Here is a 12,769-nt window from a genome sequence, read left to right on the forward strand (position 1 = left end):
CAGGCTTGTTATCATCAATGGTTGAGTTGTTAACAATCAAACCTTGAGTTGGGCCCACATCGTCCACGCCTTCAAAAGCAGGCGTATTTGGTGCAATTGTGTCGATTGTGAAAGCCAATGGTGCAGATGGATCACTGGTATTACCAGCTGGATCAGTTGCAGTCACAGTGATGCTATGACCACCATCAGCCAGCGGCGTTGTTGGCGTAAATGTCCAGGTACCATCAGGTTTAACAACAGTGGTACCAAGCTTGGTGCCGTTGTCGTAAATCGTAATGGTGTCGTTAGGGTTACCATTAGAGCCACGAATTTCAGGCTTGTTATCATCAATGGTTGAGTTGTTAACAATCAAACCTTGAGTTGGGCCCACATCGTCCACGCCTTCAAAAGCAGGCGTATTTGGTGCAACAGTATCGACTGTAAAATTCAGTGGTGTGGATGGCACGCTTGTATTGCCTGCAGGATCAGTCGCAGTCACTGTAATGCTGTGACCACCATCTACCAACGGTGTTGTCGGTGTGAATGTCCAGGTACCGTCAGGTTTTACAACAGTGGTACCAAGCTTGGTGCCGTTGTCGTAAATCGTAATGGTGTCGTTAGGGTTACCATTAGAACCACGAATTTCAGGCTTGTTATCATCAATCGTTGAGTTATTAACAATCACACCCTGAGTTGGCCCAACATCATCTACACCTTCAAAAGCAGGAGTATCGGGTGCTGTTAAATCTATAGTTGCAGAGTCGCTACCTGGTTTAGATTCATTTTTTGCAGCATCAACAATCGTTGAAGTAACGACTACGTTGGCTTTATCTGGCTGAGCTGGAACCGTGGTTGTAATATACCCATTCGATTTGTCGATTGCGGTGATAGTAATTTGCTTGACAGTACCAGCAGCATCATTGGATTTAACAACGACAATATCACCCACATCAACCAAGCTTGGCGTAAACGACACTTTTACATCTATATCACCGTTCAATTCAGCACGATTAATGAAGTTATCATTATTCGCATCCTCAGTAATTTCGACGATAGGAGCATTGCCACCATTTGGAACATTGGTGTCAATAATTGCAGAATCTGAGCTTGAAGGCGACGTTTGGCCTGATTGGTTCGTAATGCTTGCCGTCACAGTCAATGTTGAACCCTGCGCCGTTACTGGCACTTGAACGTCGACAGAACCCGCTGCAATATTTGCAGCAGACAATACAATACTAATCGTACCGCCGTTATGAACAACGTTTAATGTATCGCCAGGTTCAAGACCTGCTGGTAGCGTCACAGTAGCTTTAGTTGTTGTTGCATTACCCAACTCGCCGGCATTTAAATAACCATCATTGTCTTTATCATCTGCCAATGTAATAACAGGAGCCCCACTTGCTGGGCTCAAATAAACATAGTTAGGGGCAATATTGCCACCTGTCGCCGCGCCGCCCGCACCAGTACCACCATCATAGTTGGCACCGCCTGCATTTTGGGTCTGAATTCTATCCAGGTTAACGAAGCTTGCATTACCATCACTGCCGGCTTCACCTGCCGCTGGGCTATCCAACACTTCAGTGATGTCACGGCCTTCATTCAATGCAGTCAATACAGCATCAAAAACGGTTTGGTTCACAGCATTTTCAGAGACGTCAGAAACATCCACCTGGGCCAAGTTATCAGTAATCTTAACTGTTTGCGCTTCAGCAAAATTCACAGTCTCGCCGTTGGCCAGCTTGACGGAGACGGCAGCACCTGAGGCGGTGATTACTTTATCACCGGCATGCAGCACTTCACCGACTTTCAACATATGGCGGTTGCCGCTGGCATCGACTACGATAGCCATGCCTTGAATATTTGTAACAGTTCCGATTACTGTAGCCATTTTGATCCTCACTTAAGATTGAGACAATTCTGATAGTGTCGTATTAAACGCGAATTCAAAATGAAAATCTATTGTACTAAAGTACAATGCCTTAACTAGCTAGAAAGCAGGCCACTCCAGTAAGCGCCCTCGCTCGCAAACATAAAAAAAGCGGTGCCAAATTGGCACCGCTTTTTCATTCCCCCGCAGGCAGGAGAAATGCTCAATAGTTATTGGGCGACAGACTGAAAACGAATGATTTCAACACGGCGGTTGGCATCATTACCATTCACAGGATCATTTTCAGCGATAGGTTGTGAAAAGCCGTAACCTTTAACAACCACACGTTGTGCGTCCATTCCTTTTTTGACCAGATAGTCAGCAACTGCTTTAGCACGTTTTTCTGACAATACAAGGTTGTACTTTTCTTTTGACGTGCTGCGCTTATCCGTATGGCCAGCGATCTCAACCTTGTCATTGCCCCACTCTTTAACCACATCGTACACAATATCAAGATCAGCATAAGACTCTGGCAAGATAATGGCGCTATTAGCCTGGAACAAGATGCGAGGCGTAAACTTCATGGTCGCTTTTTCTTGAGTTTTTGGCTTGAAGGCTTCACCTTCCCAAGGCTTGGCATTTGCCAACAATGCTGCTTTGTCTGGCACAACTTGTGTAGGTGCGACAGCTTTACATACATTCTCGCGATCCATGTACTCTTCACGTGGGTACTCGCCAACATCTGCACGGGTCACACCCAGCTTGCTCAGCAACAGGCCTTGACCAGCATAAGTTCTGGCATAGGCCGTGCTGAGGTCCATTTCCGCACTGGTAAAGTTGCGGCGAGACTGGAAATATTCGTTTTCAGTATCCAGCAAGTCAAGCAAGGTACGTTGACCAATGTCATATTGCTTACGATAAGCCAAACGCGCATTTTCAATCGAATCCTGGTGCTGCTTGCGGTAAGCCACTTGCTCAGTCAACTGTTTGATATTGTTGTAAGCAATTGCCACTAACTGGCGTGTATCAATACACGCTTTATCGCGCAAATCATGTGAGCGGTTTAAGGTTTCTACCGCAGAGTCCATGTTTGATTTATCAGTAAAGCCATTAAAGATATTCCAGCTTGCAGTGACTTCCAATGTGTCGGCAGCCAAGGTGCTGTTCTTGCTTGCATCGTTCACATCAAGAATTTTGCGGCCTTGCAAATCGAGGCGCGGCATGAAAGGCGCTTTTTTGCCAGAGACTGATTTTTCTACGGCAATAATATTTTCAATCGCGGCGAGAATATTTGGGTTTTGCTTGTAAGCAGCGTCCAGCACCTGATCAGCACTACCAGCCAGGCCGTCACCAGTCAGCATCACTTCACTTACACTCTCAGGCGGCAACTCACCAACCAGACGTTGAAAACGCGCTGACACATCAAACAAGTTAGTGGTTTCAGTCAGCAAGTTGGCTTCAGCCAATGCCAAACGGCCTGTGGCTTGCTCCAAGTCAACTTTTTTACCAACGCCAGCATCTACGCGAGATTTGATTTTGTCAAAAATCTGCTTGTGCACAACAAAGTTGTCTTGTGCGTAAGACACCAAGCGGCGATAACGCAACAAATCAAAATATGCCGTGGCAGTATCCAGCGCAACACCTTGCATTTGACCTTGCAACTCATAGAAGCGAGATTTCGCCACATGATCCAGTCGACCCACTTCAGAAGGCGTGGCCAGTCCATCAAAGATCATTTGACGCAAGGTCAAGGTGGATTGTTGATTTGGTGTGAAGGTATTGTTGACGTTTGGCGTCAGACGTTCTTGATTTCTAAACGTTTGATCAACGGTCAAGTTTGGCAGGTATCGGCCTTTGGCGGCAGACTCATCAAACTCCGCAGCTTTAAAAGCGTGAAAGCTGGCTTGAACCTCAGGGTTCTCAGAGACAGCCTTTTCGATTATTTTCTCTAAGGTCTCAGGACTAGCAGCCCAACCGATAGACGAGAAAGAAAACACACCCATTAATAGTGCCGAGGCGATTTTTTTTAGTTTCATGTGCAGACTCTTAACAAGTTATAAAGATTCATCCAGAATCAGTATAACCACGGAATTGTGTCGGCACAAGGGTGAATAGCCCATCTGAGTAGTCACTTAGATGGGTTTTTAGTGAAAAATGTCACATATTTCATCTTTATGACAGCAGTTTTTTTGAAAAAATCTGATTAAATTCATTAATTTACAAAAATAAACATAAATTAAAATAATTAATCAATCATGAGTTTAAATGTAATTTATTCAAAGAATCTTTTTTTAAATGATCGTCATGAGAGAAGTGTCCCTGGGCTGATTTACCCTGTAGCACCAATGCCAGATGCAAACGATCCCGCACTTTTAAGGTATCAAACACAGAGGTTAAATGTGCTTTGACAGTGCGCTCTGAAATAGAAAGTGCGCGCGCGATCTCTTTATTACTATTGCCTCTGGCTGCCTCTAATGCGACTTCACGCTCACGCTTGGTCAAGCCATCCAACATTTCTTCGGTAGCCTCCGGTTGCGGGTTGCCGCGTGTCGTTAGCGTAATCAAGTGCTTGAGCACATCCCGCCCCAGCCAGACGCCGCCTTGTGAAACCACGCTATAGACCTCTTGCAGCACTTGCTGGTGCGCATAAGCATGCAAATAACCGACCGCGCCGAGCTCAAGTGCTTGCATGGCCTCGGTTTGATCAGGGTTATTGGATAACACAATCACTTTGGCAGAAGGCACGAACGTTAATATCTGCTGCACATGCTTGCGCCATTGCTGACCATGTTCAATTTGTGCATGCACCCAGATAATAGAGGCGCCCGCAATGTCTGCTGACACGACGTCAGAAATGGCAATTAGCTGCGGAAAAGCCTTGAGCCAGGACTCTACGGATTGTTTTAAGGTGGTGATAAATATATGCTTCATAGTGATTAGCGCTCGGTTAATGCATAAGATTTAGCTTTTAACACTGGTTTTAATAAGTAGGACAGCACCGTTTTCTTCCCTGTCAAAATATCAACCTGTGCCACCATGCCAGGAATAATCGGCAAGTGGTCGCCCAGATTATTTCTGTCTGTCCTTACCTTAACGACATAATATGCATTACCTTTATCGTCTATGGTGGAATCTGCTGCAATATCTTGCACAGAGCCATCCAAACTGCCATAAATAGTGTAATCATACGCCGTCAACTTGATCACCGCGGGCTGTTGCGGGCGAATAAAGGCAATATCTTTGGTTTGCACTTTGGCTTCAATCACCAGCGCATCATCAGAAGGTACCACCTCCATGACTTCTTTGCCCGGCTGGATCACCCCACCAACGGTATTATAGTAAAGCTTGCTGACTTTACCGTTCACCGGTGAGGTTAATGTGGATTGCTTCACTTTATCTGAAAGCGCCAGGCTAGACTGCGTTAAGCTATTAATTTTGGCAGTGGTTTCGTTCAAGTCTGTGCGAACCTTGCTCAAGAAAGATTGCTGCGCTTCTGACACTTTACGCCTCGCTTCAGAAATCGCTGCCGTCAAACGCCCCATTTGGGCCGAGGCCTGGTCAATGTCACCTTTTGCACGATTGGCATCACGCTCCAACCTTAAGATTTCAATCTCAGACACCGCACCACTATTTAGCAATGGGCGGTTAGCTGCCAACTCCTTACTGGTTGAGTCATAGGTTTTAATCGCCACTTCCTTTTTAAACTGCACCTCTGACAATTCACGCTCGCGTTGCGACAACTGGTCTCTGGCGATATTGATTTGTGAATTCAGTTCATCTCTTGCGGCATTAAACAACTGTAACTCTTGCAGGTAAGTATCAGGCGTTTTTTGCTGTACTTCACTCGGCGGATTAAAACTGCCACCATTAGCCAGCGCTTTCAGGCGCGCCTCTTTGGCTTTGAGTGACAAATATTGGCTTTCATTTTCTTTTAAAGATGAAATGGCGCGGGTTTCGTCAATTTTAATCAAGGGTTGACCGCGTTTAACGGTATCCCCCAACTGCACCATGATATCAACCACAATGCCGCCATCTAACGATTGCACAACTTGTATCTGACGGGATGGAATGACACGCCCTTCGCCACGCGTGACTTCGTCTACCTTAGCCACACTCGCCCAAACCAGCAACACCAGCAAAATCGCAAAAATAGCATACATAATCAGCTTGGCATGCAGCATGGTGCCTTCTATCATCACGTCATGCGCTTGCTCAGACCATGTGCGTGCTTCAGCGGTCTCGGTTTTCACGACTTTATCTACCAGAGCATGCACAGGCTTACCGAGGCGCACCCAGATGCTGTCTGGCTTGGTGACTTCACCTAATTGATCGAATATTTTTTTTGCCATATGATTATCTCGCCTTACCTACTTTGCCAGCGCGCAGCGCAGCCGTGACGTCCTCTTTGTTACCGTCCGCAACCACTTGGCCCGAGTCAATTACAATCAAGCGCTCTGCCAGCTCCAGCATGGCATTACGATGACTGATCACAATCATGGTTTTGTCAGCAGTGGCTTCGGCAATGTTACGTTTCACCGTTTCTTCACCAGAATGATCCATGGCACTGGTCGGCTCATCCAGCAATACAATTTGTGGCATGGTGACAAACGCGCGTGCAATACCTACGCCCTGCCGCTGCCCGCCAGACAAGGTATCTCCGCGTTCGCCTACTTCGAGGTCAAACCCCTTAGGGTGCGCATTAACGAACTCGGCAATGCCGCCTACTTGCGCAGCCCGCAATACGGACTGATCGTCAGCATGCGGGTGACGCAGCGTCACATTTTCACGCAATGAGCCATAAAACAGATGATTATCTTGCTGCACATAGCCAATGCTGCGGCGCAACTCAGCCGGATCAATTTGTCGCGCATCAATACCATCAATCAGAATCGCGCCTTCGGTCGGCTGATACAGGCCCAAAATCAATTTATTAATAGTGGTCTTGCCTGAGCCCATCCTGCCAATCAGGCCGACATGCTCGCCGGGGCGAATTTTGAAAGAAATCCGGTTCAAGGCCAGCTCATCAGAGCCTGGATATTTAAATGACACGTTTTTAAACTCGATCTCACCCTTGAATACCGGGCGAGACAAAAAGTTAACGCCTTTATTGCGCTCTACCGGCTTGCCCATCACTTCATCTAATGACTTAAGAGACGTGGCTGCGGTGTGATACTGCGTGAACAGACCTGCAATTTGCGAAATAGGCGCTAAACCTCGGCTCGTCAATTGTGAGCAGGCAATTAATCCACCCATGGTTAAATCACCATTCGAGATCAAATACACGCCCAAAATAACAATCGCTACACTAATAATTTGCTGCAACGCATACGTGCCATTGGTGATAGAGGATGACAGCAATTTAAGTTTACTGCCCACCTCAGACAAAAACAGCGCACTTTTCTCCCACTTGCCCTGCATCTGCCCTTCAACACCCATAGATTTCACGGTTTCCAGGCCAACCAGACTCTCAATCAGCGTCGCATTGCGTTGCGCGCTGGCACGATACATGGTTTCTGAAAGATCGTGCATCTTGGTTTGCACACTTAAAGAGTAAATCAACACAACCGCGCCGCCAATCAACGCAGGCAACACCATATAAGGATTAATCCAGGCAATGACAATGAGGAAAATAATACCGAATGGCAGGTCGATCAGCGTCACCACGGTGGCCGAAGTGATAAAGTCGCGCACACTTTCAAACGAGCGTAAATTAGACGCGAAAGAACCTACCGAGGTTGGTTTGGCCTCATAGCGGGTGCCCAGCACTTTTTCCATGATTTGCGCACTGAGCTTTACGTCTATGCGTGCACTGGCCCAATCCAGAAAATAGGCACGCATCGAACGCAGCAACAAGTCACCCAATACAATCAGTGCCACGCCTACGCCTAGCACCCACAAGGTTTCAATCGCCTTGTTAGGCACTACCCGGTCATACACATTCATCGTAAACAGCGGCATAGCCAAGGCAAAAATGTTAATCAACAAGGCGGCGACCATCACATCGCGATAAATCCCTTTATTTTCAGCCAGCGTGCCCCAAAACCAATGCCTGACTTTTATCCGGCCGACTTCTGGCGTGCGTGCATCAAAAATAAAGTTTTGCTTGGTGATTAAAGCATAGCCGGTGTATTCAGCGGCCAGATCGGCCAGGCTGATAGTGACAATGTCTGCCGACAAATCGGGAAACACCACTTGCGCAAAATGCTGGCTTTCATCAATTTTAATCAACTGGCAAGCGCGATGATTATTCAGTAGTAAGGTGACATCTGCCTGCGGTTGCAACAATGACACAATTGCCGCCTGTGTCACATTCACATCCAGCCGCAAACGCTCCGCTGAGCGCTTGAATAACTCAGGATTAAGCTTGCCACTCTCTAGCGGCAACCCTGAGGTTAAAGCATCGCGTGTGGTCGCCAGCCGATTGTGGCGACAGATATAAAGGAGACACTCCAGCAGAGCATCTTTTTCGGTCTTATTAAAGTATGGCGTCGTTTCCATGGCAGATGACTTATTATTATCCTTATTAGAGTTAAACCATTGACTGATTTACCGACTGTTGATTGTATAGCCCGTCAAGCCATGTCAAAACGATGAGTATATGGCATAACACCCCGAAATTACAAAAATTGACATCTTCATAGTGCCCCAAACTGCAAGTTTTCCTGAACAAATGGGCCAGTCACCGCTTCAATGCCAATCGCATTCAAACTATCCAGCTCTTGCTGATCCAGCACCCCCTCGGCGATCGGCACAATGCCCATGGTGCGCACCATCATGCACAAGCCGCGCATGAGCGACTGTTGTTGTGGCCGTAAATGAATATCGCGAATCAGTGATGCATCAAATTTAATGTAATCCATGCCCAGCTCATGCAAGTCACCCAATTGCGCCAAACGCGTTGACACATGCTCCATGCCGACCATGCAACCCAGTGATTTCACCAGGTGGACGAACTCTTTAAATTTCACAAAATCGCTAAATGCAGATTCCTCAGCCACTTCAAAGCTCAACCTGGCTGGCGTCGAAATCGTCAACATTAATGATTGCAACTTATCCTTATATTCATCACTGCGCATCGCCGCCGCAGATACATTGACACTGAGGCTGGCATTATTTTTCGCCAGCATATCCACCGCATACTCCAGCGCCAGACCATCCAGCGTTTTAATCATATCGAGCTGGCTGGCCCAATCAATAAAGGCACCCGCGGCCAGCCATTGATCGCCCTCATCAATATGCAAACGCAATGGACACTCGTAGTGATACAACTGCTGGTCGCGCTGCATCACCGGGTAACAAGCCAGTTTGATCTGCTTTTGCTCGATGGCTTGCAAAAACTGTTCTTTCCATTGATTGAGGTAGTTTTTTCTCGAGGTGACAATGCTGTTGGCATTCATCACCCGCATTGGTGTCGCAGTCTGATCTTCAGCCAGATCCAGAATAAACTGCATCACACGGTGAATATCGACAAAGTCATCGCCTTTTTTAGTTTTGGTATGTGTGACCACGAACTGAAACTGCAATAGCTGTTGCGCGGCATTCAGTTTTTCAAGCACCAGCTTCAGTTCAGTGGTGACGGCAAAGTCATCCAGCGGCTGACGGCTAAAAATACCGAACACCCCCCCCGCCAGGCGGCCACAAACGACATCCTGATAATGCTCCATCTGTTGCTGCACCGCATCGCCGACCTTTTTAATCAATTGATTGGTAATGCTATAGCCCATTTGCTTGTCAATATCAGGCAAGTTACGCAGCTGTACCAAAATGAGCACGCCCTCGACAAAGCCTTCGTGTTTAAGGGCAACCGAGGCCGTATTGGTAAAATGTGACTGATTCATTAAACCAGTGACTTCATCGTAGTTAATTTGCTGGTTAAAGGTATTCAGGCGCTCGGACTCAGCCGTGACCATAGACTTGACGCGGTCAGACAGCGTATTCATGGTGCGCACCAGCTTCTGAAATTCCTCGGTCGCTGGTTCTGCAATGGTGATGTATTTGCGCTCGCCCAAGGCCTCCGCTTGCGCAATCACTTCGTCCAATGGTTTCAAAATACGTTTGAGCCAAAAGCCAGAAACCACATAGCTCAGCAAGGCCACGATCAACGTCCACAACACTGCGTGGCGTGAGGTCTCCCACAATTGGTCATAGGCCAGTGACGGCTCGCTTTCTAGTACCAGCGTGCCATATTGCTGCCAGCCAGACTGAATACTGGCAACCCCCGGCTGAATGCTGACCGAGAACACAGATTGGAACCAGGAGGGCGCAACCGAATGCGGGTTGCGGTTCACGCGCTCAATCATGATTTTGTTGTCAGGTGAGATAATGGCAATACGGCGATAATTGCCCATATCAAACTGGGCGCTGATAATCAGCTCAACCGTGACGTTATCTTTTTGGATATTGGATAGCGTGATTGCCAGGCCATTGGCGTTATCGTTATTTTTCTTTTGCAGCTGCTCAGCCATGAAGTGATGGTCGTCATAGACACCCAGAAACAGGCACCCTGCCGCCACCATTAAAATAATGACAGAAATCGCAATGCGTATTTGTTTTACCAAAGACATTTGAAAGCCCTCTTACTTTCCTGGGGTAAATCCGGCAACAACCCGACCTCAATGCAGGCTCTGTACATTAGCCTAGCATTAAGCCCCCATAATAACCACACCCCTAACAGGTTTTTAATCATTCCAGCCCGTCCTGTCGCATACGTGTCAATACATCGCGCCATTTAGAAATATTGGAAGGAGAACCCGCCCGCATATTCGGGTTATTCGCGACGAATAAACCCTTATCATTAAAGCTAAATACCGGAGACAAATCGCCACGCCGGGAGGCAGGCAACAACTCAAAATTAAGGTTATCGAGCACCAATGGGTCACTATTTGGAGTCGCGTAGTAGGTCAGCACCATGTGCGGCCGGATGGATCCGCTAGGCATGCGCGCCCGCACATAAGTCAGGCGTAATTTGTCTTGTGACACACCGAGCTTTTTAAGTAAGGTGTATTTGGCAATGCTAAAGTCTTCACAATCACCCGCACCTTTGCCAAAGGTCTCCAGCGGGCTGGCCCAGTAGTCTTCCACCCCCCACAGCGTAATGTCATCGACAAACAACACATGCTGATTGGTAAAATCATTCACCATATTGACCTTGGTCATTTCACTGGCACCCGCAATCTGGGCAAACATCTCATTCAGGCGCATGACATTCTGGTAAGCCTCTTCACCATAGCGCTGCCTGACCTTTTCCAGCATCGCCAGTACATAGTCATCCGCCTGTATCTGCGACCATAGCATACACAGCGCCAGGCCTAAGCCTGTCAGCAATCTAACAAATGATGAGGTTACGTGGCGTCTCATGTGAAATTCATTCCCAGTGAGCGATTATGTCACGACTAAATCAAGCACAATTTACCAAACAAAGCGGTTTTAATCGACAATTTCAGCGCAGCTAGCATTTGCTGCCAGCACACGCAAACGACATTCAACAAAGACAAGTGGAGCAGGATTGGGTAAAATATCGGCTTTTGAACCGAAGCCTTTTTTACCCATGACGTCTCTCACCACGCTCAATGCACTGTCACCACTGGATGGTCGCTATCAATCCAAACTCGATCCTTTACGGCCTTTTTTTAGTGAATATGCACTGATCAAATACCGCGCACTGGTTGAAGTTGCATGGTTAAAAGCACTCAGCGCAGCGCCTGAACTGGCTGAAATTGCACCGTTTAGCCCGGAAACCATCGCCGAACTGGATGCCGCAATCACTGCATTTAGCGAAGCCGATGCCACGCAAGTCAAGGCGATTGAAGCACGCACCAATCACGATGTGAAAGCACTCGAATACTGGCTTAAAGAAAAGTTTGATGGCAACCCTGAGATTAAAAAAGCCAGTGAGTTCATTCACTTTGCCTGCACCTCAGAAGACATTAATAATCTGTCACACGCCTTGATGCTGAAATCTGCACGCGATGCCGTGATGCAGCCTAATTTGCAAGCGGTGATTGCACGCCTGACTGAGCTGGCACATGCGCTGGCCGATCAATCCATGCTGTCACGCACGCACGGCCAAACCGCCAGCCCAAGCACCATGGGTAAAGAGCTGGCAAACGTGGTTTATCGTTTGCAGCGCCAATTCAAGCAACTACAAGCCAATGAAGTGTTAGGTAAAATCAACGGCGCCGTGGGTAACTTTAACGCCCACTTGTCTGCCTACCCTGATGTTGACTGGGAAAATTTTGCCAAACAGTTTGTTGAATCGCTGGGCTTAACTTATAACCCGATGACGATCCAGATCGAGCCGCATGACTACATGGCTGAGCTGTATGACACCCTGGCACGTATCAACACCATTTTGATCGACCTGAACCGTGACCTCTGGGGCTATATTTCAGTCGGCTACTTTAAGCAAAAAGTAAAAGCTGGCGAAATCGGCTCATCTACCATGCCGCACAAAGTCAACCCGATTGACTTTGAAAACTCTGAAGGTAACCTCGGGTTGGCAAACGCAGTATTACGCCATCTGGCCGAAAAATTACCAATTTCCCGCTGGCAGCGGGACCTGACCGATTCAACCGTATTACGTAATATGGGCGTCGCGTTTGGCTACACCTTGCTGGGCTATGACTCGTGCCTGCGTGGGTTAAACAAGCTTGAAATCAATCCACAACGCCTGCAAGAAGACCTGGATAACAGCTGGGAAGTGCTGGCCGAACCTATCCAGACTGTGATGCGCCGTTATGGGATTGAAAACCCTTACGAGCAACTCAAAGAACTGACTCGCGGCAAAGGTGGCATTAATAAGCAATCGCTGCATGCTTTTATTGAAACCCTGCAAATCCCGGCCGACGCCAAGCAAGCACTACTGGCGCTCACACCTGCCACTTACACCGGCAAGGCAACTCAATTGGTTAAGCATATTTAAAC

The 12,769-nt window shown here is 47.5% G+C and carries 9 protein-coding genes; 1 reads left to right on the top strand and 8 read right to left on the bottom strand.

The annotated features are described in order from the left end of the window. From METH5_RS14640 to METH5_RS15945, 8 genes are all read right to left on the bottom strand, one after another. Window positions 1–1,867 (bottom strand): retention module-containing protein (locus METH5_RS14640; RefSeq protein WP_157381491.1); only part of this gene is annotated, 1,867 nt, incomplete at its 3' end. 209 nt (window positions 1,868–2,076) lie between these two features. Next, entirely contained in the window at window positions 2,077–3,882 is a 1,806-nt protein-coding gene (locus METH5_RS0100010) for a TolC family outer membrane protein (protein WP_029146552.1), read from the bottom strand. 217 nt (window positions 3,883–4,099) lie between these two features. After that, a complete protein-coding gene (locus tag METH5_RS0100015; protein WP_029146553.1) occupies window positions 4,100–4,777 on the bottom strand; it encodes a response regulator transcription factor in 678 nt (225 codons plus the stop codon). 5 nt (window positions 4,778–4,782) lie between these two features. After that, window positions 4,783–6,195 carry an HlyD family type I secretion periplasmic adaptor subunit gene (locus METH5_RS0100020; RefSeq protein ID WP_029146554.1) on the bottom strand — a complete coding sequence of 471 codons (1,413 nt, stop codon included), beginning with the start codon at window positions 6,193–6,195 and terminating at the stop codon, window positions 4,783–4,785. A 4-nt stretch (window positions 6,196–6,199) separates the two neighbouring features. Further along, window positions 6,200–8,344 (bottom strand): type I secretion system permease/ATPase, encoded by a 2,145-nt coding sequence (locus METH5_RS0100025; RefSeq protein ID WP_029146555.1) that lies wholly within the window; start codon window positions 8,342–8,344, stop codon window positions 6,200–6,202. Window positions 8,345–8,481: 137 nt separating this feature from the next. Then, window positions 8,482–10,410, bottom strand: coding sequence for an EAL domain-containing protein (locus tag METH5_RS0100030; RefSeq protein ID WP_029146556.1), 1,929 nt, complete (start codon window positions 10,408–10,410; stop codon window positions 8,482–8,484). A 118-nt stretch (window positions 10,411–10,528) separates the two neighbouring features. Next, on the bottom strand, window positions 10,529–11,203 hold the full coding sequence (locus METH5_RS0100035) for a transglutaminase-like cysteine peptidase (protein WP_029146557.1): 675 nt from the start codon (window positions 11,201–11,203) through the stop codon (window positions 10,529–10,531). 69 nt (window positions 11,204–11,272) lie between these two features. After that, window positions 11,273–11,395 (bottom strand): hypothetical protein, encoded by a 123-nt coding sequence (locus METH5_RS15945; protein WP_255337135.1) that lies wholly within the window; start codon window positions 11,393–11,395, stop codon window positions 11,273–11,275. On the opposite strand from METH5_RS15945, the gene purB reads away from it, so the two are divergent. Beyond that, window positions 11,394–12,767, top strand: coding sequence for an adenylosuccinate lyase (gene purB, locus METH5_RS0100045; RefSeq protein WP_029146558.1), 1,374 nt, complete (start codon window positions 11,394–11,396; stop codon window positions 12,765–12,767). The genes METH5_RS15945 and purB overlap by 2 nt on opposite strands. Window positions 12,768–12,769: the final 2 nt, after the last annotated feature.

Source organism: Methylophilus sp. 5 (assembly GCF_000515275.1).
Taxonomy (GTDB): Bacteria; Pseudomonadota; Gammaproteobacteria; order Burkholderiales; family Methylophilaceae; genus Methylophilus.

What these genes read in the sequence shown, in the direction of transcription:
- METH5_RS0100010 (WP_029146552.1), bottom strand. Translation starts at nt 3,882, where the DNA reads ATGAAACTAAAAAAAATCGCCTCGGCACTATTAATGGGTGTGTTTTCT.
- METH5_RS0100015 (WP_029146553.1), bottom strand. Translation starts at nt 4,777, where the DNA reads ATGAAGCATATATTTATCACCACCTTAAAACAATCCGTAGAGTCCTGG.
- METH5_RS0100020 (WP_029146554.1), bottom strand. Translation starts at nt 6,195, where the DNA reads ATGGCAAAAAAAATATTCGATCAATTAGGTGAAGTCACCAAGCCAGAC.
- METH5_RS0100025 (WP_029146555.1), bottom strand. Translation starts at nt 8,344, where the DNA reads ATGGAAACGACGCCATACTTTAATAAGACCGAAAAAGATGCTCTGCTG.
- METH5_RS0100030 (WP_029146556.1), bottom strand. Translation starts at nt 10,410, where the DNA reads ATGTCTTTGGTAAAACAAATACGCATTGCGATTTCTGTCATTATTTTA.
- METH5_RS0100035 (WP_029146557.1), bottom strand. Translation starts at nt 11,203, where the DNA reads ATGAGACGCCACGTAACCTCATCATTTGTTAGATTGCTGACAGGCTTA.
- purB (WP_029146558.1), top strand. Translation starts at nt 11,394, where the DNA reads ATGACGTCTCTCACCACGCTCAATGCACTGTCACCACTGGATGGTCGC.
- METH5_RS15945 (WP_255337135.1), bottom strand. Translation starts at nt 11,395, where the DNA reads ATGGGTAAAAAAGGCTTCGGTTCAAAAGCCGATATTTTACCCAATCCT.